This is a genomic window from Jidongwangia harbinensis, from assembly GCF_020216025.1.
GTDB classification, from domain to species: Bacteria; Actinomycetota; Actinomycetes; order Mycobacteriales; family Micromonosporaceae; genus Actinoplanes; species Actinoplanes harbinensis.
Genome location: NZ_JAIWNC010000017.1, coordinates 1 through 20,759 on the forward strand (window position 1 = coordinate 1; position 20,759 = coordinate 20,759).

The 20,759-nt window shown below is 71.3% G+C and carries 22 protein-coding genes; 9 read left to right on the top strand and 13 right to left on the bottom strand.

What is annotated here, in order from left to right:
- Positions 1–527 precede the first annotated feature (527 nt).
- The 3 genes from LDL48_RS20915 (at position 528) to LDL48_RS20925 (ending at position 2,823) form a co-directional block, all read left to right on the top strand.
- Positions 528–1,301: a glycoside hydrolase family 11 protein gene (locus LDL48_RS20915; protein WP_308016475.1), complete on the top strand. Its 774-nt coding sequence runs from the start codon at positions 528–530 to the stop codon at positions 1,299–1,301.
- A gap of 131 nt (positions 1,302–1,432) precedes the next feature.
- On the top strand, positions 1,433–1,966 hold the full coding sequence (locus tag LDL48_RS20920; RefSeq protein WP_225256878.1) for a hypothetical protein: 534 nt from the start codon (positions 1,433–1,435) through the stop codon (positions 1,964–1,966).
- Between the two features lie 26 nt (positions 1,967–1,992).
- Positions 1,993–2,823, top strand: a complete 831-nt coding sequence (locus tag LDL48_RS20925; RefSeq protein WP_225256879.1) for a HEAT repeat domain-containing protein — start codon at positions 1,993–1,995, stop codon at positions 2,821–2,823.
- A 581-nt stretch (positions 2,824–3,404) separates the two neighbouring features.
- On the opposite strand, the gene LDL48_RS20930 is transcribed toward LDL48_RS20925, so the two are convergent.
- On the bottom strand, positions 3,405–3,923 hold the full coding sequence (locus LDL48_RS20930; protein WP_225256880.1) for a RidA family protein: 519 nt from the start codon (positions 3,921–3,923) through the stop codon (positions 3,405–3,407).
- A gap of 15 nt (positions 3,924–3,938) precedes the next feature.
- Positions 3,939–4,343, bottom strand: a complete 405-nt coding sequence (locus LDL48_RS20935; protein WP_225256881.1) for a nuclear transport factor 2 family protein — start codon at positions 4,341–4,343, stop codon at positions 3,939–3,941.
- A gap of 62 nt (positions 4,344–4,405) precedes the next feature.
- Here LDL48_RS20935 and LDL48_RS20940 point away from each other — a divergent pair, with 62 nt between their 5' ends.
- The gene (locus LDL48_RS20940; protein ID WP_225256882.1) at positions 4,406–4,972 is read left to right on the top strand and encodes a TetR/AcrR family transcriptional regulator; all 567 of its coding nucleotides are present in this window, start codon (positions 4,406–4,408) and stop codon (positions 4,970–4,972) included.
- A gap of 104 nt (positions 4,973–5,076) precedes the next feature.
- On the opposite strand, the gene LDL48_RS20945 is transcribed toward LDL48_RS20940, so the two are convergent.
- From LDL48_RS20945 to LDL48_RS20955, 3 genes are all read right to left on the bottom strand, one after another.
- A complete protein-coding gene (locus LDL48_RS20945; protein ID WP_225256883.1) occupies positions 5,077–6,021 on the bottom strand; it encodes a C45 family autoproteolytic acyltransferase/hydrolase in 945 nt (314 codons plus the stop codon).
- 178 nt (positions 6,022–6,199) lie between these two features.
- Positions 6,200–6,667, bottom strand: a complete 468-nt coding sequence (locus LDL48_RS20950; RefSeq protein ID WP_225256884.1) for a hypothetical protein — start codon at positions 6,665–6,667, stop codon at positions 6,200–6,202.
- A 23-nt stretch (positions 6,668–6,690) separates the two neighbouring features.
- Positions 6,691–7,050, bottom strand: a complete 360-nt coding sequence (locus tag LDL48_RS20955; protein ID WP_225256885.1) for a hypothetical protein — start codon at positions 7,048–7,050, stop codon at positions 6,691–6,693.
- Between the two features lie 239 nt (positions 7,051–7,289).
- Between LDL48_RS20955 and LDL48_RS20960 the strand changes: the two genes are divergently transcribed.
- From LDL48_RS20960 to LDL48_RS20970, 3 genes are all read left to right on the top strand, one after another.
- A complete protein-coding gene (locus LDL48_RS20960; RefSeq protein ID WP_225256886.1) occupies positions 7,290–8,057 on the top strand; it encodes a ThuA domain-containing protein in 768 nt (255 codons plus the stop codon).
- Entirely contained in the window at positions 8,054–9,187 is a 1,134-nt protein-coding gene (locus LDL48_RS20965; RefSeq protein WP_225256887.1) for a Gfo/Idh/MocA family protein, read from the top strand. Before LDL48_RS20960 ends, LDL48_RS20965 begins: the two co-directional genes overlap by 4 nt.
- A gap of 142 nt (positions 9,188–9,329) precedes the next feature.
- Positions 9,330–10,139 carry a DUF4142 domain-containing protein gene (locus tag LDL48_RS20970; protein ID WP_225256888.1) on the top strand — a complete coding sequence of 270 codons (810 nt, stop codon included), beginning with the start codon at positions 9,330–9,332 and terminating at the stop codon, positions 10,137–10,139.
- A 33-nt stretch (positions 10,140–10,172) separates the two neighbouring features.
- Here the strand turns inward: LDL48_RS20970 and LDL48_RS20975 are convergent, their stop codons facing one another.
- The 3 genes from LDL48_RS20975 to LDL48_RS44580 form a co-directional block, all read right to left on the bottom strand.
- On the bottom strand, positions 10,173–12,332 hold the full coding sequence (locus LDL48_RS20975; protein WP_225256889.1) for an MMPL family transporter: 2,160 nt from the start codon (positions 12,330–12,332) through the stop codon (positions 10,173–10,175).
- Positions 12,333–12,419: 87 nt separating this feature from the next.
- Positions 12,420–13,097 (bottom strand): response regulator, encoded by a 678-nt coding sequence (locus LDL48_RS20980; RefSeq protein WP_225256890.1) that lies wholly within the window; start codon positions 13,095–13,097, stop codon positions 12,420–12,422.
- A complete protein-coding gene (locus LDL48_RS44580; RefSeq protein WP_225256891.1) occupies positions 13,094–14,236 on the bottom strand; it encodes a sensor histidine kinase in 1,143 nt (380 codons plus the stop codon). Before LDL48_RS44580 ends, LDL48_RS20980 begins: the two co-directional genes overlap by 4 nt.
- Before the next feature lie 136 nt (positions 14,237–14,372).
- Here LDL48_RS44580 and LDL48_RS20990 point away from each other — a divergent pair, with 136 nt between their 5' ends.
- A complete protein-coding gene (locus LDL48_RS20990; RefSeq protein WP_225256892.1) occupies positions 14,373–15,185 on the top strand; it encodes an ArsR/SmtB family transcription factor in 813 nt (270 codons plus the stop codon).
- A 21-nt stretch (positions 15,186–15,206) separates the two neighbouring features.
- On the top strand, positions 15,207–15,782 hold the full coding sequence (locus LDL48_RS20995) for a suppressor of fused domain protein (RefSeq protein WP_225256893.1): 576 nt from the start codon (positions 15,207–15,209) through the stop codon (positions 15,780–15,782).
- On the opposite strand, the gene LDL48_RS21000 is transcribed toward LDL48_RS20995, so the two are convergent.
- The 5 genes from LDL48_RS21000 to LDL48_RS21020 are packed head-to-tail and all read right to left on the bottom strand — an operon-like array spanning position 15,760 to position 20,666.
- Positions 15,760–17,001: an MFS transporter gene (locus LDL48_RS21000; RefSeq protein WP_225257064.1), complete on the bottom strand. Its 1,242-nt coding sequence runs from the start codon at positions 16,999–17,001 to the stop codon at positions 15,760–15,762. The genes LDL48_RS20995 and LDL48_RS21000 overlap by 23 nt on opposite strands.
- Complete coding sequence (locus LDL48_RS21005) at positions 16,998–17,780, bottom strand: sulfite exporter TauE/SafE family protein (protein WP_225256894.1); 783 nt, start codon at positions 17,778–17,780, stop codon at positions 16,998–17,000. The genes LDL48_RS21000 and LDL48_RS21005 overlap by 4 nt, the downstream gene beginning before the upstream one ends.
- Positions 17,780–18,184, bottom strand: a complete 405-nt coding sequence (gene coaD / locus LDL48_RS21010) for a pantetheine-phosphate adenylyltransferase (protein ID WP_225256895.1) — start codon at positions 18,182–18,184, stop codon at positions 17,780–17,782. Before coaD ends, LDL48_RS21005 begins: the two co-directional genes overlap by 1 nt.
- On the bottom strand, positions 18,181–19,974 hold the full coding sequence (locus tag LDL48_RS21015) for a sensor histidine kinase (RefSeq protein WP_225256896.1): 1,794 nt from the start codon (positions 19,972–19,974) through the stop codon (positions 18,181–18,183). The genes coaD and LDL48_RS21015 overlap by 4 nt, the downstream gene beginning before the upstream one ends.
- The gene (locus tag LDL48_RS21020; RefSeq protein ID WP_225256897.1) at positions 19,974–20,666 is read right to left on the bottom strand and encodes a response regulator transcription factor; all 693 of its coding nucleotides are present in this window, start codon (positions 20,664–20,666) and stop codon (positions 19,974–19,976) included. The genes LDL48_RS21015 and LDL48_RS21020 overlap by 1 nt, the downstream gene beginning before the upstream one ends.
- Between the last annotated feature and the right edge of the window lie 93 nt (positions 20,667–20,759).

Genomic DNA, 20,759 nt, shown 5'->3' on the forward strand with positions numbered 1-20,759 from the left:
ATCCCCGCGCCGTGCTTCCCCGGGCCGCGCTACGTTGACTGCCATCACAAGCCTCCTGCATACCGGTCACTCGCTCATCTGATGCCGACTTCGTACCGAGCGAATCTGAGACCACCGTTAATGCGCCGCTCAGACCGGTCGAACCAGAGGCCCACCGCCCCCCACCAGCGTGATGACATCAACGTCTCGCCCGACACACACGGCCCCAGCCGACACAGCCATCAGGCGGCCCACCCGGCCGTGGCGTCGCGAACCTCCGCGCGGTCGACGAGGTCGAGCAGTTGACCGCGCCCGTTCAGCCAGGCGGACGGCGGCCACGAGCCAGTCGAGGCTGCCACCGGACAGGATTGCGGTCGTCTGCAGAACCTGCGGTGACATCCGACCGAGATTTCCGGGGGATTTCCGGAAGTTGTTGACACTGTCGCGGACCCCACCGAATACTGGTGCCCATCCCCAGAAATCGACCTTCATCACTGGGTTGACTCTTGGGACTCCACAGTGGTCGGCCGGCCGAGGCAGGAGTACAGATGACCGAGATTTCCGTCAGGCCGGTGCGCCAGCGAGGTGGTCGAGTGCGGGCGCTGTTCGGTGGTGCCTGCGCCGTCGTGCTGGCCGTGACCGGGGTGACCGTGGCCGGAACCGCCCACGCCGAAGCCGACCGGACCATCACCGCCAACGAGGAGGGCACCCACAACGGGTACTTCTTCTCGTACTGGAAAGACAGCGGCGACGTCACGATGACGCTGGGCCCCGCCGGCAACTACCGGGTCCGGTGGGCCAATGGCACCAACAACACGGTCGTGGGCAAGGGCTGGAACCCGGGCACCCGCCGGGTGGTCAACTATTCCGGCACCTGGCGCAGCAACGGCAACAGCTGGCTGGCGCTGTACGGCTGGACCCGTAACCCGCTGGTCGAGTACTACGTGGTCGAGACGTTCGGAACCCTGATTCCCACCGCCGGCGCCAGCCGGCTCGGGACGATCCAGAGCGACGGCGGCACCTACGACGTCTACCGCTCCCTGCGGGTGAACCAGCTGTCGATCGACGGCATCGCGACGTTCTACCAGTACTGGAGCGTCCGGCGGCAGAAGCGCGTCGGCGGCACGATCACCGTCGGCAACCACTTCGACGCGTGGGTCCGGTACGGTGCGCAACTGGGCACGCACCACTACCAGATCCTGGCCACCGAGGCTTACCAGAGCAGCGGAACTTCCGACATCACCGTGGGCGAGGTCCTGGGTCCGCAGCCGAGTGCCAGCACCCCCGGACCGGAGTCGTCGACTCCGCCGCCGAGCAACTGATTCCTGGTCGAGCAGTACTGGCGGGAGCTCAGCGCGGAAGCCGGCCGGGCCGGACCGGGCCGCCTGCGGTCCGAACAACTTTCTGACACCCCCCGGGAACACTGGCGCCGGTGATCAACCGGAAGATATGCGTGGCGACCGCGATCCTGGCCGCCCTGACGGTGCCCGGCTGCACCGACTCGCCGGCGGCGGAACAGGCGCGGCCGGAGGTGGCCACCCTGCAGAGCAAGCCCGCCACGACGACACCCTCCGCCGCCGCCGACGATCAGCGTCCGCTGATCCGCGCGGACACCTCGCAGGAGGAGGTCAACAAGATGCTGAACGCCTACAACCTGTGCCTGCGCGACCAGGGCGTGCCCGGTCAGGACGTCGGCCGCGGGTACTGGAAGCCCACCGAGCAGGCCGAGGGCGGCAAGCACCGCGCCGCGTTCGCCGCCTGTCACGTCAAGAATCCCGAGCTCGCGGTGGACCGGCTCAAACGACACGACTACGCGGAGTACGCCGACCGGTTCCGCGCCTACGTCGCCTGCGTTAAGGCCGCCGGCGTGGAGGTCACCCCGCGCGGCGACGGCCCCTTCGTCGACTACCGCAAGGAGGGCGACGCGTTCTCCCGGGACGTCTGGAAGATCGAGGAGAAGTGCGAGGAACAGGCCCGGTTCGAGTGATCGCCGGAGGCGCGTATGGTCGGGCGGTGAATCCCGCCGACCTGCAGGGCCTTCGATCGGGAGACCTGGACACCCGCGAAACGCACGTGCACCGTCTGCTCGACCGGGCCAGGACGCACGGCGACGAGTCGGCCGTCGCGGCGCTGCACGTGCTCGTCCGTGACTACCGGGAGTTCCACCGGTCGCTGTATTCGCGGGCGATGAACCAGGCGGCCGTCTTCGCGGACCCCGGGCTGCAGGAGCCGTTGCTCGCCGCGCTCGGCGACACCCGATACAACTGTCAGGCCTGGGCCGCGATGGGTTGCGCGGCGATGGACATCCGGGCCGCCGTGCCACAGCTCGTCACGCTCCTCGACCACCCGCAGTGGATCGTCCGGGGCGAGACGGTGACCGCCCTCGGCCGCCTCGGCGACGCCTCGGTCGTACCCGCGCTGAAACCGCTGCTCGGCGACCAGGCCGAGTGGCTCCGCCAGCGCACCGCCGACGCCCTGGCCCGGATCGGCGGCGACGCGGCGCTGGCGGCACTCTGGCACGAGTTCGAGCACCGGCGGTTCCCCCGGATCGGCTATCTCGCCAGCACGCTGGCGTTGTTCGCGCCGGAGGTGGTGCCCCGGCTGCTGGCCGCGGCCGGCAGCCCGGATCCGGATCAGCGGTACTGGGCGGCCGTCGCGCTGGGATCGACGGGCGACGACCGGGCGGTCCCGACGCTGGAGCGGCTGATGGCCGGCGACCGGGGCGTGACCGTGTTCGACGGGGAAGTCCGCGCTGCGGCGAAGAAGGCGTTGCGTACGCTGCGTCGCATTCAGGCCGCCATCGCCGAACGAGAGAGCGCCGGAGCGCAGTCGACGGCTCGCTGACGAATCCCGCTCGTCGGCACGGCTCGTTGACGGGTTCAGGCTCGTCTACGACCGGCCCGGCCCCGGCGCGGTGTTGCTCCACGGCCGGCCCAGCGACCTCGACCAGTTCTTCGCCGATGTCCGAGTGCGGCACGTCGACTGCGGGCACTCCTGCCGCTCGAGCGTCCCGACGAGCTCGCGGCGGCGGTGTGAGCCGGGCTTCGGAACACCGTCGTCATGCGGCCAGGAGGTCGCCACCTGGTTTCCTCAGATCCCCCTGGGGCAGTAATACTTTCGTAACTCACATAGAAGAGCATCGAAATGTAAGTGTGGTGGAGTGAGCTGGTGGTGGCCCGACTTCCCGCCGACCCCATCCTTGTTGGGGAGGAGCTTCTCATGCTCGATGTCTCACAGGTCGACCGGCGATCCGGTCAAGACTGGCCGTACACCGAGAAGCAGATGGAGGAGAAGTTCGCTCGGCAGGACCCCGCCCAGCAGCTGTATCCGCCCGCGGGGCGGCGGGGCCGCGGTGCGACGCGGGTTCGACTCATCACCTGACATGGTCGCGGGCGTGAAACAAGGGGCGGAATGGCGAGCGTTGGTCAGTCCGGCAGCGCTGCGGTGAGATCCACCTCGACGAGTTGTCCCTGATAGCCGAGGGATGCCACCCCCAGCAACGTACTGGCGGTGGTGAAAGCTTCGGCCAGCGGCGACGCGTTGAGTTGTCGCCATACCGCGGACAGGACCGCGCTGTCCGGGCTCACCACGTAGACGACCGACCGCACAACGTCGGCCGGGGTGGCACCTGCGGCCTGGAGAAGCGCCAGGCAGTTCGTCATCACCTGGTCGGTCTGGGCGGCGTAGTCGCCGGGCTCGCCGACCACCTCGCCGGAGAGGTCGAGCGGACACTGGCCGGCAAGATGCGCGAGCCGACCGGCGTGGGAGATCGTCACGTGGCTGTAGCCGTCCGGTTCATGGACGGTCGGCGGGTTGAATTTTTCGATCATCAGCCAACTATCGCGACGTTCGCGGCCGAAGGACATCGAATAACCGACGCCGCCCGGCCGCTTCGACGTCGTTGCTGATCGCCGGCGCGCACGCTCGCCGGTCTGAGCGGGCACTCCATCCTGTCGAAGTCAGTCCTGATGGAGGGGCGTGCGGCGGGCGCGCACGATTCGGTGCGTGATGCGCCATCCGGCCGCGGTCCGTTCGACGGTGTCCTCGTACGTGACACTGCCGGTCGATCCGTCAGCCATGACCCCGAATCCCTTGGACAGGGCCTGGACCGTGTCGTCCGCCGTCTTGCGGAGCACGATATTGGTCACGTGGTGGGCTACCGGGTTGGCGTCCGCCAGGACCAGGCCGGCTTCGCGGACTGCCGCGAGACCGACCAATGTGCCGCCGCCGAGAGCCGACACGTCGTAGACGACGTCCTCGGTGAACAGCGTCGCCAGGCCGTCGAAGTCGCCGCGATCGGTCAGGTGGCCGTGCGAGTTGATCAGGTCCGTAATGGTGATCCGGTCCTCCATGGTGAGGGGCATCCCGATTCCTCCGCAACCTAGATGGGGAACTCCCCGCTTAGCTGCCGGTACCGTATGTGGGGATGTCCCCGGATGGCAAGCGTGGCTCGCGCTCCGACGCGTCCCGTAACCGTGCGCGGCTCTTGGCCGCCGCCCGTGAAGCGCTGGCCGAGGCCGGCAACGACGTCGCGTTCGACGTGATCGCCCGACGCGCCGGGGTCGGCAACGCCACCCTGTACCGCCACTTCCCGACGCGCGCCGACCTGCTCGTCGCCGTCTACGCCGACGAGGTCGCCGCCCTGTGCCAACGCGGCGAGCAGTTGTTGGAGTCCGCGGAGCCGACGGGCGCGCTGTTCGCCTGGCTCGATGAATTCGTGGTGCACGTGGCCACCAAACGTCCCCTTGCCCTGGCCGCGACGGAAGGCACCGACGAACGCCGCACCGCACTGTTCCGTGACTGGCACGCGTCGATCACCTCGATCGCCGATCGCCTTGTCCGACGCGCGCAGCCAGCACTCCGTTCTGACCTCACCGCAACCGATGTGCTGACCTTGGCCGGCGGAGCGGCCCTGACCGCCGACGCCGCGCAGGCCCGCCGTCTGGTCGCACTACTGCGTACCGGCATTACCGCGTCAACCGGCACCGGCTGAGGCTTTCCGCCACACCGGTCCGGCGACGCGCGCTCCTCGGCGGCGGGTGACATCACGTTTCTGCCGGATTCTCATGCCGGGTGGGCAGGGGTCCGGAAAGCCGTTCAGCTGGTCCGGCCCAAGGTCACGGTGCGGGATCCGGGGGTGAAGTCACCGAAGGACTGTTGCCAGGACGCACCGGGCCAGTGGTACGTCACACGGCCCTCGGCGGGCCGGTAGTGGGCTGTGTAGAGCGTTCGCGACCCCTGCTCGTCGACGGACCGGTAGAGCGGCGGCTCCAGCATCGCCGCCACGTCCGTGCCCGCGGCGCGGATGGCGCGCAGCCGCTCCTGCGTCCGGATGGCCCGTTCCTGTTCGTCGGTCACCGGCAGGTGCTGGTGATTGGCGGCGCAGGCATCCGGCGCCACCGTCGGTGACATGTCCGGCCCCACGAACACCGTCACCGCTTTGGTGGGATCGACAAGGGTGAGGTTCTGGGGGACGGCGACCGGAAGAAATCGCAGCCTGCCGACCGCCTCGTCGACGGTGTCGCACGTCTCCAGCAGGTAGCGCACGAGAATGAGAATGGCGAAGCCGCGTCCGTAGACGGAACGTCCGCCCCAGGTGAGCGAGACCGCGAGACCGGCGTCGTTCATCCCGTCCAACAGGCCCCACAGCATGTCCTGCATCCCGATCACGGGGCGCAGGAAGCAGGAGGAGGCGATGGTCCCCTCGCACTGGTCGGGTCGTAGGTCATAGTTGCGCAGCAGCGTGCCGTTCCGGGCGATCTGGGTGCACGCCTGGGAGAACGGCCGCAGTGCCGCGTGGGTGAGGAAGACTTCCGCCTCGGGCCGGTCGAGTTGGCCGGCCAGGCGGTCCAGAACCGGGACCAGTTCCGGCATGTGCGCACGGAACAGCGTCCGCACACGATCCGCGCCCTCCGGAGTCCGGCCCTCCTCGGTCAGCAGGCCCTCCATCTCCTGCCACAGGCCCCGGGCGTAGGCGGCCCACCGCCCGTCGCCGCCGGCGCCGACCTCGATCGCCCGAAAGATCTTGTGCTCCTGCCGCACGGCTGCCACCCCCTGTGGGAATCGGCCTAGGTGAGGGCAACGTAGCCAATTGCGGGGTGAATCACCATGACAAAGTGTGGCCACCGCTCCGGTGCGTCCCGGCACCGAGCGCCGGCCGAGGCGGGCCACGACGGGAGGCGGTGGAGACCGCGCCGGTATCCGATGCCCGCGCGGCGCGTCAGGAAAGCCGACGCACTGCTTCCCGCACGGCGCGGTCCACCTCGGCGCGGGCGTAGCCGCGAATGCGCACACGGAAGGTGGTCGCACGCAGCGCCTCTCGCGCCGCGGCCCGCACGAATACGTCGTTCGACCGGGTCGCCGCCTCGGCCCGCCCGAAGGCGTCGTCCACCTCCGCCATGTCGTACCCGCGCAGCGCCACGACGAAGGAGGACGACCCGGGGTGGTGCGGTGAATCGTCCGGGGCGGTCGATCCCAATGCGGCCAAGCGATCGCGGACAGCGTCGTCTACCTGGTCACGCGCATAGCCGCGGAGGACCACCGGCAACCCCGGGCTCCGCAGCAGCCTGAGCGCGGATGCGCGCACCGCGTCGTCCGATGAGGCCACCGCCGCATCCGCCCGAGCGAAGAGCCGATCCACCTGATCCCTGTCGTAGCCGCGCAGCACGACGGTGAAGTCCGACCGCATGACGGACACGATAGTGACCGAGCTCAGTAAATCTTGAGGAAGGTCACCGCTCCCTCGTCGAGCTTCACTTCTTTGTCCTTGGGAAAGTTCACCCGGCGCTCGTCGTCGATCTCGACGTATCCGGCATTGTTTCCCGACCACAACCGCGTGGCGCGCCGGATGTAGAGCTGGTCGTCCTCGCCCGCATTGGCCCAGCACCGGCTGTCCTCGTACTCGAAACCGTCGCTGGTCCACGACCAGTACCAGATCCGGAGGTAGCCGCCCTCGTTGCAGGCCACCAGGTTGAGGGCGTACGCGGGCGCCGCCGGAGCGACGGCGACGACGGGCAGGCTCAGCGCCACGGCGGCGGCCAGCATCCGCAGCTTTCGGGACCACGTCTTCACGGATTGCTCCCCACAATTGATGTCGATGGGATGCTATGCGTCCGTGTTCCGGTGGCGGTTGAACGTGCCGTGAACTTGCGTGGAGCTGTTCATTTCGTCGATTCCGATCGAATCAGATGCCGGGATGTCGCCCTTTGCCGGCCGGGCGCGGCGAGGACGAGGTGCTCGACGCTCTCGGCCGGGCAATATCCTGATGGCGATCTCCATTCGCACCTGCGTGCCAGCAGAAGGGTTTCGATGTGACCACGGCAACTACGCATCCGGTCCGCGTGACGGTGTGGGGGGAGAACCGCCACGAGCGGACCGAGCAGCACGTCGCGGCGATCTATCCGGACGGCATGCACACGGCGATCGCGGAGGGCATCCGGGAGAACCTCGGCGGCGGATGCGTGGTCCGCACCGCGACCCTGGACGAGCCCGAGCACGGTCTCACCGAGGACGTCCTCGCCGAGACCGACGTGCTCACCTGGTGGGGGCACGCGGCGCACGGCGAGGTCGCCGACGAGGTGGTGGAGCGCGTGCACCGGCACGTCCTGTCGGGGATGGGCCTGGTCGTCCTGCATTCCGGGCACTGGTCCAAGATCTTCATCAAGCTGATGGGTACGACGTGCAGCCTGCGGTGGCGCGCCGAGCACGACCGCGAACTCGTCTGGACGGTGAACCCCACCCACCCCATCGCGGCCGGGGTGCCGCACCCGATCGTCATCGACTCCGACGAGATGTACGGGGAGTTCTTCGACATCCCCACCCCGGACGAACTGGTGTTCGTCAGCTCGTTCAGCGGCGGCGAGGTGTTCCGCAGCGGCTGCACCTTCCGCCGCGGGCACGGCAAGATCTTCTACTTCCGTCCCGGCGACCAGGCGTACCCTACCTACCACCACTCCGACGTGCGCCGGGTCATCGCCAACGGCGTCCGCTGGACCTGCAGCGACAACCCCGGTGAGCGGCGGTATCCGACGCTGCGGCGGCACGACACCGGCGACTTCTTCCCGGGGCCGGCGCAGTGACGTTCCGGACCGTCCGGTCCACCGCGGACGAACCGCTGCGCGTGGTGCTGGCCGGCGCCGGCAGCATGGGCCGCGCGTGGCTGGCCACGGTCATCGCCTCGGCCGAGGCGGAGGTGGTCGGCGTCGCCGATCTGGACCCGGCGGTGGCACGTGCGGCGGCCGCCGCGGCCGGCCGGCCGGAGGTGCCGGTCGGCACCGACGCCGTCGCGCTCGCCCGCCGGACCGGGGCGCAGGCGCTGATCAACGTGACGGTTCCGGAGGCGCACCACCCGGTGACCACCGCGGCGCTGCTCGCCGGCCTGCCGGTGCTCGGGGAGAAGCCGGTCGCGGAGGACGTGAGCCGTGCGCTGTCCCTGGCCGCCGCGGCCGAGCTGACCGGTGAGCTGTTCATGGTCAGCCAGTCCCGCCGGTGGAACCCGCAACTGTCGGCGCTGCGCGCGATGACCGGGCAGCTGGGCGCGATCGGCGGCGTGACCACCGAGTTCTTCCGGTCCGAGCGGTTCGGCGGGTTCCGCGAGCAGATGCGGCACCCGCTGCTCGTCGACATGGCGATCCACGCCTTCGACGCGGCGCGTTTCCTGCTGGGCGCCGAGCCGGTGTCGGTGTACTGCCAGACGTACAACCCGTCGTGGAGCTGGTACGCGGGCGACGCCAACGCCACGGCGGTGTTCGAGATGGACGGCGGCACCCGGTACGTCTTCACCGGCAGTTGGTGCAGCCCGGGTGCCGTGACGTCGTGGAACGGTGCCTGGCGGGTGAGCGGCGAGCGGGGCACCGCGCTCTGGAACGGTGACGACGAACCGGTGCTGGACGCCCAGGGCGACATCGGCCGGCCCGACCCGTCGCCGTACTCGGGCATCGCGGGCGCGCTGCGGGTGTTCGTCGAGGCGCTGCGGACCGGGGACCGTCCCTCCGGCGAGGTGCACGAGAACGTGATGAGCCTGGCGATGGTGGAAGCGGCGGTCCGGTCGGCGGCGAGCGGCCGCACCGAGCTGGTCGGCGACGTGCTGGAGAGCGCCTACGCCCGGGCGTTGCGGGACGAGGAACACGCCGGCGTACGCCGCGTGCTGGAGGGCTGGCCGTCGGTGCGCGACGTCCTGAGCGGCGGCGGCACTCCCGGCCTTCCCTGACCGGGACGCCGGCCGGCGGTGGTGGCCGCGCTGCCTGACCGTCGTCGATATTGGCCCCGTCGAGACTGATCCGATCCGGTTACTGCTCCGTATCTCATGGTGTCGAAGGTGCTCGAAGCAGAGCTGAGTCGAGGAGGGTTTGGTGGCCGCTGTCGGCTTGTCGTCCCCATGGCGCCGCATGTGGGGCACGGCGTTTCTCTCCGTTGCGTTGATCCTGCTCGTACCGGACAAGGCCCGGGCGGCCCCGGACGTGCCGGTGCCACCGGAGAACCTGCTCCTGGACCGGGGCCGGGGCGACGTCTCGGAGGCTGACCGGGACTTCGTCATCAAGGTGCGCCTGGCCGGGCTGTGGGAGATCCCGGCCGGGGAGATGGCGCAGGAGAGGTCCGACAACGCGCGGATCAAGCGGATCGGCCGCACCATCGCGGACCAGCACATTGCGCTCGACGAACTCGCCCGGAACACCGCGAAGAAGCTGGACCTCAAGCTTCCCGGCAAGCCCAACAAGGACCAGCAGGGCTGGCTCGCGGAGATGGAGGCGGCGGAGGGCGAGGAGTTCGACGACATCTACGTCGACCGGCTCCGGGCGGCGCACGGCAAGATCTTCCCGGCCATCGCGACGATCCGGTCGAGCACCCGCAACGACGACGTACGCAAGCTCGCGCAGCAGGCGAACCAGTTCGTGATGACGCACCTGACCCTGCTGGAGAGCAGCGGGATCGTCGACTTCCGGGCCCTGCCCACCGCCCCGCCGCCCGATGCCGCCACCAGCGCGCCCGCCCAGGTGCTGTCGTCGGCCTCGGTGGGTGGTGAGCCGTCCGGGCTGAACGTGCCGTTGGTGCTCGCCGCGCTGATCGCCGGGTCGGCCGCGGGAGCGTTCGCCACCCGGCAGCTGGTGCGCAACCGCCGGCCGGGGTACCGCCCGCGCCGGCCCCGGTACTACGGCGGCTGATCAGGCGGGGACCGGTCGGCCCGGCAGCCGCGATCAGGGCTGACCGGAGCCGGCCGGACCCGAAGGCGCCGCCGCGGCCGCCGGCTCGGCGTCCGGTGCCGCGCCCTCCGGGTCGAGGTGCGGCAGAATCCGGTCCAGCGTGCGCGGGATCCACCACGCCCGGTCGCCCAGCAGCACGAGCAGCGCCGGGGTGATGAGCATCCGCACCACGAACGCGTCGGCCAGCACGCCCGCGGCCAGGGCCAGACCGATCGACGCGACGATCGGCGTGGGGCTCAGCGCGAAGCCGGCGAAGACCGCGGTCATGATCAGGGCCGCCGCGACCACGACGGGCGCGGCCCGGCCGAAGCCGTCGAGCACCGCGTCCGCCGGGCTGCGGCCGGGCCGGCGGGCCTCGTGGATCCGCGAGACCAGGAACACCTGGTAGTCCATGGCGAGGCCGAACAGGATCGCCACCAGCAGCACCGGCAGCATGCTCATCAGCGGGTTGCCGGACGGTGCGGCGAACACCGCGGCGGCCCAGCCCCACTGGAAGACCGCGACGGTGACGCCGACCGCGGTGCCGAGCGACAGCAGGAAGCCGAGCGTCGCCATCAGCGGCACCACCAGCGCACGGAACATGACGATCAGCAGCAGCAGGGACAGCCCGACGATGACGAACAGGTAGGTCACCAGCGCCCGGTTGAGCGCCTGGGTGGTGTCGATGTCGATCGCGGTCGAGCCGGTGACCGACAGCCGTACCCCGGCGACGTCGCCGGCGTGGTCGCGGATGTCGTGGACCAGTTCGCGGGTCGCCCGGTCGACCGCGTCGCGGGCCGGGACGACCTGCACGAGCGCGGCGTCGCCGGCCGCGGTGACCCCGGCCGGGGCGACGGCGGTGACCCCGGCGAGGCCGGTGAGCAGGCGGGTCACCGCGGGGACGCTCCGCTCGGCGTTCCGGCCCTCGACGAGCACGATCAGCGGGCCCTGGTGGCCGGCACCGAACGCGGCCGCGATCCGGTCGTACGCGGCGCGCCGGGTGGACGCCGGGTCGTCGCCGCCGGGTGTGGTCAGCGACGTGTGCAGGGACAGCACCGGGGTCGCCAGCGCGAGCAGCGCGGTCACCGCGACGACGAGGACGGCGACGGGACGCCGGACGACGAGGTTGATCCACCGTTTCAGGAACGTCCCCCGGTGCGGGGTGACGCCGGTGCGGCGCTCCCGTCGGGGCAGCGCCCGGCGGCCCATCGAGCGCATCAGCGCGGGCAGCAGGGTCAGCGCCATGAGGACCGCGACCACGACGGCGAAGGCGGCGGCCATGCCCATCTCGGTGAGGAACTCGATCCGGACCACGGCGAGGCCGGCCAGGGCGATGATCACGGTGGTGCCGGCGAACACCACGGCCGCACCGGCGGTCCGCACGGCGTACCCGATGGCCTGCTCGACGGTTCTGCCGTCGCGCAGTTCGGTGCGGAACCGGGCCAGGATGAACAGGCAGTAGTCGATGCCGACCGCCAGGCCGATCATCACCGCCAGGGTGGGTGTGGTGTCGCCGATCGGCCGGATCGCGGAGAAGGCCAGGACGCCGAGGCTGCCGACGGCGACGCCGATCAGCGAGCCGAGCATGTTGGCGCCGGCGGCGACCAGCGAGCCGTACGTGACGAGCAGGATGAGGAACGCCAGGATCACGCCGACCGCCTCGGCCGGGCTGCTCTCCTCGGCCGGGTCGACGATCGATCCGCCAACCTCGGCGCCCAGACCCGCGGCCCGGGCCTGGGCGGCGACCGCCAGCACCCGGTGGTACGCGGCCTCGGTCGGGTCGGTCAGCTCCACCGTGGAGACCGCGGTGGTCCGGTCCGGTGAGACGTACGGGCGCTCGCGGTCGAACGGGTCGCCGGCGCGCCCGAGCGTCCCGGCCGCCGCCAGGGTCTGCGCGACCCGGGCCCGGTTGGCGGCGCTGGTGATCGGCGAGCCGTCCCGCGCGGTCAGCACGAGCTGCAGCGTGCCGTCGTCGTCGGTGCCGGGGAAGTAGCGGTCGGTGCGGTCCAGGGCCCGGCTGGATTCGGAGCCGGGCAGGACGAACGCGTCGTCGCTGAACTCCGTCCCGCGGACCGCGGTGAGGCCGAGGACGGCGAACGCCAGTCCCCAGACGACGAACACGAGTTTCCGGTGCCGGGCGCTGGCCGTGCCGAGGCGGAAGAGTAGACGAGCCATGGTGCCCAAGGATCGTGATCGGGGCGGCCGGTGTCGTCGTCCCGTGGCGGCAACTGTGCGTACCGCCGGGGCAGCAGGCCGGTGCGGCTACTGCGGCGGCGGTACGTCCGCGGCGTACACGGCGACCACCAGGGCGGCCCGGTCCCGCACGCCGAGCTTGGCCATCGCGCGGTTCACGTGGGTCTTCGCGGTCAGCGGCGAGATCACCAGGTGCCGGGCGATCTCGGCGTTGGACAGGCCGCGCGCCACCAGCGTGGCGACCTCGCGTTCCCGGTCGGTGAGCGTGGCCAGGGCGGGCGGCGGATCGGGCATCGCCACGGTCCGGGACGGCCCGCCGGCCCGCGCCGCGAGCACCGCCATCGCCCGCGGCGAGAGCAGCGTCTGGCCGCGGGCCACCGTCCGGATGCCGTCCAGCAGCACCTCCGGGTCGGCGTCCTTGCCGAGGTATCCGCGGGCGCCCGCGGCCACCGCGTCGAGCACGTGCTCGTCGGTCTCGAACGTGGTCAGCACCAGCACCGCGACGCCGGCCGACGCACCCGGGTCGGCGGTCAGCTGCCGGGTCGCCTCGACCCCGTCCATGCCGGGCATCCGCAGGTCCATCAGGACCACGTCGATCCCGCCGGCCCGGACCGCGGCCACCGCCGCCGCGCCGTCGGCCGCCTCCCCGGCGACCACGATGCCCGGTTCGGACTCGCAGATGCCGCGCAACCCGGCGCGGAGCAGCGTCTGGTCGTCCGCGACGAGGACGCGTACCGGCGGTTTCACTGCTGCGCCTCCAGGTCGACTCCGGCGGTGAGCGGGAGCGCCGCGCGTACCCGGAAGAACCCCCCGCTCCCGGCGGCGGTGAGCCGGCCGCCGACCGCGCGCACCCGCTCCCGCATCCCGATCAGGCCGAAGCCGCCGCCCGGCGGCGTCCGGCCCGGCGCGGGCAGCGGATTGGTCGCCTCGATCACCAGCACCTCCGGTTCGGTACGCAGGGACAGCTCGACCGCACCGGTCGAGTGCCGGCCGGCGTTGGTCAGGCACTCCTGGACCACCCGGTACGCGGTGACGCCGACCAGTCTGGACACCCGGCCCGCGTCCACCTGCTGCGCGACCGTGACGGTGAGCCCGTTGCGGCGTACCTCGTCGATCAGTTTGTCGAGGTCGTCTAGGCCCGGGGCCGGAGCGGTGGTGGGGTCCGCGTCGGGCTCCCGCAGCAGCCGGAGGATGCCGGTCATCTCGCGCAGCACGGCCTGCGCGGCGGTCTCCGTCTCGCTCAGCGCGGCGGCCGCCTTCGCGGGATCGGTGGTCAGTGTCCGGCGCGCCAACCCGGCGTGCACCCGGATCACCGCCATCTGATGGCCGAGCACGTCGTGCAGTTCCCGGGCGATCCGCAGCCGGTCCTCGGTCACCCGCCGCCGCGCCTCGGCCTCCCGGGACTCGAGCGCCCACCGGGCCCGTTCCTCCATGCCGGTGACGTGTTCCCGCCGGAACCGGAAGGCGGTGCCGATGCAGACCGATCCCACGGTCCACACCAGCAGGCCCGCGGACAGGAACCAGAAGTCGTCGACCGGCCGTTGCCACACCAGGCAGAGCCAGTGCGCCGCGAACGTCGTCGCGGCCGCCGCCACCGTGGTACGCCGCCCCCGGACCGACACCAGATGTGCCAGGGCGAGCTGGCTCATCGTGGCGGTCACCGGCCAGAGCAGATGCTCCCAGGCGAGGAGGACCGTGCCGCCCAGGGAGATCAGCCAGGGGAGGACCGCGTGCCCGCGGCGGAACACCAGCGCCAGGCAACCGACGGTGGTGACCGCCAGCGGCAGCCACCCGCCGCCCCGGGTCAGGGTGAAGTAGAGGGACAGGCCGGCGATCCAGACCGCCGCGAGGCCGACCGAGATGGCGATGCGGCCGATGAAGTGCACGGGCTCAGGACCGGGTGGCGAGCACGCGGTGCACCGGCATACCCCGAGACTACTATCGCCGCGCATTGACGGGCAGCCCGTCGGCTGCCTATGTTAAAGGCAGCCGAACGGGTGCCTATCGCGACGGATGGCGGAGATGGACGAGGTGTTCAAGGCGCTCGCCGACCCGAGCCGCCGCGAGCTGCTCGACCGGCTGAACAGCCGGAACGGGCAGACCCTGCGGGAACTGTCCGCCGGGCTGGGCATGGCGCGGCAGTCCGTGAGCAAGCATCTCGCGGCGCTGGAGGCGGCACATCTGGTGACCACCGTGCGCCGCGGCCGGGAGAAGCTGCACTACCTCAACGCCGAGCCGATCAACGCGATCGCCGACCGGTGGATCAACCGCTACCACCGCGAACGCGCCCGCGCGCTCGCCGACCTCAAGGCCGCATTGGAGGGCCCACCCATGACGGACAGCGCTTTCGTCTACACGACCTACATCAACACCACGCCGGAACGTCTCTGGCAGGCGTTGACCGACCCCGCCTTCACCAGCCGTTACTGGGGCGTCACGTTCGACACCGACTGGGCCGAGGGGTCGGCCATGACGTGGACCGAGCAGGGGGTCACCACGGCCGACCCGGAGCAGGTGGTGCTGGAGGCGAAGCCGTACCGGCGGCTGGCGTACACCTGGCACACCGTCACGCCCGAGTTCGCCGCGGCCCACGGGTTCGACGCCGAGTTCCTCCGCCGGGCCTCGGCGGAGCGCCGGTCGGCGGTGTCCTTCGATCTCGAGCAGCAGGGTGACCTGGTCAAGTTGACCGTCATCCACGACGGGTTCGAGCCCGGCAGCATCCTCCGCGAGATGGTCGGCGACGGCTGGCCGGCGTTGCTGTCCAGCCTGAAGACGCTACTGGAGACCGGCCGGCCGCTGCCGGACGCCGCGGAGGTGTCACCGGCCGGGGCGTGAGCGGCTCGGTAGGCTGTGGCAATGTCCGAGCCGACCAGCCGCGCCGAGCGGTTCCTGACCCACCTCGACGCCCTGTCCGGGGGCGTGGAACCGCGCTTCCTCGCGGTGCCGTCGACGCACGACGACCTCAAGGACGTGACCGTCGTCGCGTACCCGAACCTGCCCGAGGATCTGCAGACCTCGTTCACCTACGGGGTGTCGCTGGCCGAGCACGAGAGCTGGACGTCCGGCCGGCCCGAACTGTGCCTCAGCGTGCGTTCGTCCGACGACAGCTGGCCGGAGGCGCTGGGCGTGATGGCCGAGAGCCTGCGCGGCCAGTGCCCGTTCCGGTACGGCGACCTGATCCGGTTCGACACGCCGATCGCGCCCGATTCGAAGATGACCGCGTTCCTGGTCTTCGCGTCCACCGTGCTGGACCCGGAGAGCGCCCGGGCCGAGGTGGGGCCGCCCGGCCAGGAGGACAGCGACATCATCCACCTGTACGGCCTCTACCCGATCCACGACTCCGAGGCCGAGTACATCGGCACCGAGGGCCTGGAGTCGTTCTGGCGCCTGGACTGGGACCGGCACGACGTCACTCGTCCGCCCGCGGTGTGACCGGTTCCCGCCAGGGCAGCAGCAGCGTGGCGCCGAGCAGGACCAGCCCGGTCCCGATCAGCGCCGCCTTCGGGCTGGTGACCGTGGCGAACAGGCCGGCCGCCGCGACGCACACCGGCTGGGCCACCTTGGTGCTGATCGACCAGGCGGTGAGGACGCGGGCCAGGTAACGGTCCGGCGTGGCGTTCATCCGGTACGTGGCGAACGCCGGATTGAACAGCCCGGCGAACAGCGTGAGCAGCAGTTCGGCCACGATGATCAGGATCAGCCCGGCGGTCGAGCCGGGTGCGAACGGGATCAGGATCAGCCACAGGTTGCGCCCGACGCCGGCGAACAGCAGCAGCCGGTGCAGGCCGGCCCGCTTGACGATCCGGGGCACCAGGAGCGAACCGAGGACACCCGCGAGGCTCGGCACGCCGAACGCGAGGCCGTACTCCCAGGTGCTGAAGCCCAGATCGCGCAGCATGAACACGGTCAGCAGCGGCACCGCCGCCATCAGTCCGCCGCCGAACACCAGCGAGTTCAGGAACAGCGCGCGCAGGCCGGGATGGCGGAAGATGGACCGCCAGCCGTCGGTGATCTCCCGCGCCCAGTGGTGGTCGGCGTTCCGCACCGGGGGCGGCGGTTCCGGGGTACGCAGCCGGCCGATGCCGACCGCGGACACCAGGAAGCTGAGCGCGTCGGCGACCATCGAGGCGGTGGCGCCCAGCCAGGAGATGAGCACCCCGCCGACCGGTGGTCCCACCGTGTTCACGGTCCACAGCGTGGTCTCGAACCGGCTGTTCGCCTCGGCCCGGTGCCCGGCCGGAACGATCGCCTTCAGATGGGCGCCACCGGCGGCGTTGAACGCCATGGTGCCGGCCACCCGGATGATCGCCACCACGCAGAGCTGCGCGTAGGTCAGCCAGCCGAGCAGGGCGAACGCCGGGACCGAGGCGACCGCGGCGAACCGCACCAGGTCGGCCGCGATCATGACCGGCCGCTTCCGGCGGAACTCGATCCGCGGGCCCAGCGGCAGCGCGATCACGGCGCTGACCACGCCGGCCAGCACGGACAGCAGCGACACCTGGAAGTCGGAGGCGTCCAGCGCCAGGACCGCCACGATCGGCAACGCCGAGTACCCCACCGCGCTGCCCAGTTCGCTGGCCGAGTACGCCGCCCACAGCCGGCGGAAGTCGGGACGCCATCCGGCGTCCGGAGCCGCCGCGTCCCGGCTCAGCGGGCCGCCTCGATCAGGTAGAGCACGGCGAGGCCGGTGGCGAGCGCGCCGAGCAGGAAGCGCAACACCGGTTCCGGCAGGCGGGGTTGCAGGCGGGCGCCGAGATACCCGCCGACCAGGCCACCCAGGCCGCAGAGCAGCCCCAGCGTCCACTGCGGCGCGATGTCGCCGGTCGTGCCGAGGGCGAGGACGGCGTACGTGGCGGCACCCGCGATCGAGGTCACGAACGTGGAGGCCAGGACGGCCGGAGCCACCTGGGTGATCGGCGTACCACGGCTGGCCAGGACCGGGCCGAGCAGCGACCCGCCGCCGATGCCGTAGATGCCGCCGATGGTGCCGGCGGCGAGGCCCAGGGCCAGCACGGTGCGCCGGGACGGCGGCGCCGCGGCGGACCGCGGCGCCGGGCGCAGCGCACGCGCGCAGAGCCAGACGCCGAGGGGCAGCAGGACGGCGGCCACGATGAGGCGGAACACCCGGGGGCCCGGCACCGCGAAGACCCGGATGACCGCGCCGGCGACCACGCCGGGCAGCGTGCCGGCGAGCAGCAGGCGGGTCAGCGGGCCGGCCAGCCCGCCGCGGGAGCGGTAGCGGAGCAGCGCGCCGGGCCCCGCCACCACGTTGAACAACAGGTTGGTGGGCGTGACGGCGGGGCTGGGTACGTGCAGGACGCTGAGCTGCACCGGCAGCAGGAAGACCGCGCCGGAGACGCCGACCGGTGCGGTGACGACGGAGATGAGCAGCCCGGCGGCGAAGCCGAGCAGCGCGGTGTCCCAGGTCATCAGGTACGGCGGTCGAGTGACCGTACCGTGGTGGAGGAAACCGTGGCCAGGTCCGGCCGGGCTCCCAGCAACAGGGTCTGCACCCCGAGGCGGGCGTTCATCGCGGCCAGCGCGTACTCCTGGATCGCGTCGGTCGCGTTACGGACCCCTCGTATGATCACCGGGATATCGTGCCGCAGGCAGTACTCGGCGGTGAGACCGGTCCACGCCTCGACCCGTACCCGGTCGTCGTCCAGCCGGGCCCGGATCAGCTCGGCGCGCCGGTCCGACGCGGTCGCGGGCGCCTTCTCCGGGTTGACCGCGACCAGCACCACCAGACGGTCGAACACCTGCAGAGCGCGCCGCGCGACATCGGCGTGGCCGGCGGTGAACGGGTCGAACGACCCGGGGTAGACCGCGATCATGGGTGCTGCAGCGCCGGGGTCGGGAGCCGGATGGTGAAGACCGTGCCGGCGCCCAGGCGGCTGGCCACCGTGATGTCGCCGCCGTGCGCCTCGGCCAGCTTCCGGGCGATCGCCAGCCCCAGGCCACTCCCGCCGGTCGCCCGGGTACGGGACGTGTCCGCCCGCCAGAACCGGTCGAACACCTTGTCCAGGTCGTCCGGCGCGATGCCGATTCCGGTGTCCCGCACCGCGATGACCAGTCCCTGCTGGTCGAAGCCGGCGCTCACGGTGACCCGGCCACCGACCGGCGTGTGGCGTACCGCGTTGGACACCAGGTTGCCGACCATCTGGCGCAGCCGTACCGGGTCGACCACCGCCGCCGGATCGCCGTGGATCTCGGTGCGCAACCGTACGCCGGCGGTCTCCGCCGCGCTGCGGTGCGCATCGGCGACCTGGGCGAGCAGGTCGGCGATCTGGCACGGTTCGGCGTGCACGCGCAGGCTGCCGGCGTCCGCGGCGGCCAGGTCGCGCAGGTCGTCGATGATGTGCTGGAGCAGGACGGCCTCCTCCAGCAGCAGGCTCAGCAGCTGCGGGTCGGCCGGTGCGAGGCCGTCCTGGGCGGCCTCCAGCCAGCTGCGGATGTTGGTCAGCGGGGTACGCAACTCGTGTGCCACATCGCTGACCATCGCCTTGCGCAGGCGTTCGGCCTGGGCCCGGCGCTCGGACAGGTCGTTCAGCGCGGTGGCCAGGTAGCCGATCTCGTCGTTCGTGGTCACCGGCACCCGGGCCTGGTCGTCGACCGGCCGCCGGGCCGCCTCGGTCAGCGCCTGCAACGGCCGCACCAGCCGGCGTCCCACCACCACCGTGATCAGCAGCGCGACGACCAGGACCGCACCGGTGACGGTGGCGATCCGGACCGCGTTCGTGCGGGACAGGTTGAACACCGGCTCGGGGGCCACGTTGCCGGGCTCGGTGACGAACAGCAGCGCGGGCGGCGGTGCGTACGGCCGGAGCTGTTCCACCCGGGACTTCTCCAGGCAGGTCGTCGCCCGGCGGTAGGCGGGCGACTCGGCCACGATCTTCCGGCCTTCGAGCACCAGGATGGTGAAGTCCGGCGAGATGTCCACCGCCTTGTCGGAGATGCCGAGGCAGCGTGCGGTACGTTCGGCGAGCTGCTTACGGGGCTTGGCGCCGACGTCCGCTCGTGGGCCGTAATCCGCCAGTGGGCACTCCGCGGGCAGCGGTACCGCGTTGATCTGGTCCGACTGGACCGTGGGACTGCCGTCCGGGCCGGTGACGATCTTCGTCTCGATGCCGAGTTTGTTCAGGCACTGGACCTGGAACTCGGCATACCTCCGGAGTTCTTCGCGTTGCCGGGCGGTCGGCTTGTAGGGACCGACGACGCGGGGGTCGATCCGTTGGGTGCCGCCGGTGAGGCTGAGGTCGACGCGCAACGGATCGACGGTGGCGGACGGGCGGGCACTCAGCAGCGAGGGGCCCGGATGGGAGTCGGCGATGATCTGCCGGTCCTCGGTCATCAGCGTGATCCGGCGGTTGAGCTTGCCGGCCCGCTCGGCGACCACCTTCTCCACGCCGGACCAGGTGCGATGGGTGGCGGCGTAGTCGAGCAGGGTGTCGTACACGCTCTTGTCGTCGGCCAGCGAGCGGCCCTGTTCCTGCCGGATCGCCCGGGTGGTGGACTGCACGGCCAGCCACGCCGTCGCCACGATCGCGCACACCGCCACCAGCACCGAGGTGGCGAGCAGCCGTACCACCAGGCTGCGGCGGACCGGTACGCGGCGGCGGCGCATCAGCCGGCGCCCTCGGTGAGCTTGTAGCCGATGCCGTACACGGTGACCAGGTGGGCCGGCCGCCGTGGATCGGCCTCGATCTTGCGGCGCAGGTTCATCACGTGCACGTCGATCGTGCGGTCGGTGGAGTTGCGATCGAAGCCGCTGGTGTGTTCCAGCAGCTGGGCCCGGGTGAAGACGCGGTCGGGCTGCTCCGCCATGGCGGCCAGGATGGCGAACTCGCCCGGGGTGCAGTCGATCGGCCGGCCGTCCACCGACACCTCGTGCCGGGACGGGTCGATGCGCAGCGGGCCGACCCGGCGGACCGCGGTGGCGCCGGTCGCGGCCGGGCGGACCCGGCGCAGCAGGGTACGGACCCGGGCCATCAGCTCCCGCGGGCTGTACGGCTTGGTCAGGTAGTCGTCGGCGCCCAGATCCAGCCCCAGCAGCAGGTCGGCCTCGTCGGCCCGGGCGGTGAGCATGAGCACCAGCAGGTCGGACTCCTGGCGCAGGATCCGGCACACGTTGAGGCCGTCGAGCTGGGGCATCATCACGTCCAGCACGAGCAGGTCGGGCGGCTGCCGCCGGGCGTGGTCCAGGGCGCTGCGCCCGTCGTGCACCACGACGGTGGAGTGCCCGTCCGCCTCCAGGTACCGGCGCAGCACCTCGGCCTGCTTCACGTCGTCCTCGGCGACCAGCACATGTGCGCACACGACGCCGACTATAGGACGCGAACGCAGCTCATTTCGCCGTCGGAATCGTTGTACCGGTCTGACAGGTTCCACACAACCGCCCATCAAGATCGA

What these genes read in the sequence shown, in the direction of transcription:
- LDL48_RS21005 (WP_225256894.1), bottom strand. Translation starts at nt 17,780, where the DNA reads ATGACCTGGGACACCGCGCTGCTCGGCTTCGCCGCCGGGCTGCTCATC.
- LDL48_RS20950 (WP_225256884.1), bottom strand. Translation starts at nt 6,667, where the DNA reads ATGCGGTCGGACTTCACCGTCGTGCTGCGCGGCTACGACAGGGATCAG.
- LDL48_RS20940 (WP_225256882.1), top strand. Translation starts at nt 4,406, where the DNA reads ATGTCCCCGGATGGCAAGCGTGGCTCGCGCTCCGACGCGTCCCGTAAC.
- coaD (WP_225256895.1), bottom strand. Translation starts at nt 18,184, where the DNA reads ATGATCGCGGTCTACCCCGGGTCGTTCGACCCGTTCACCGCCGGCCAC.
- LDL48_RS20935 (WP_225256881.1), bottom strand. Translation starts at nt 4,343, where the DNA reads ATGCCCCTCACCATGGAGGACCGGATCACCATTACGGACCTGATCAAC.
- LDL48_RS20915 (WP_308016475.1), top strand. Translation starts at nt 528, where the DNA reads ATGACCGAGATTTCCGTCAGGCCGGTGCGCCAGCGAGGTGGTCGAGTG.
- LDL48_RS21015 (WP_225256896.1), bottom strand. Translation starts at nt 19,974, where the DNA reads ATGCGCCGCCGCCGCGTACCGGTCCGCCGCAGCCTGGTGGTACGGCTG.
- LDL48_RS20975 (WP_225256889.1), bottom strand. Translation starts at nt 12,332, where the DNA reads ATGGCTCGTCTACTCTTCCGCCTCGGCACGGCCAGCGCCCGGCACCGG.
- LDL48_RS20990 (WP_225256892.1), top strand. Translation starts at nt 14,373, where the DNA reads ATGGACGAGGTGTTCAAGGCGCTCGCCGACCCGAGCCGCCGCGAGCTG.
- LDL48_RS20995 (WP_225256893.1), top strand. Translation starts at nt 15,207, where the DNA reads ATGTCCGAGCCGACCAGCCGCGCCGAGCGGTTCCTGACCCACCTCGAC.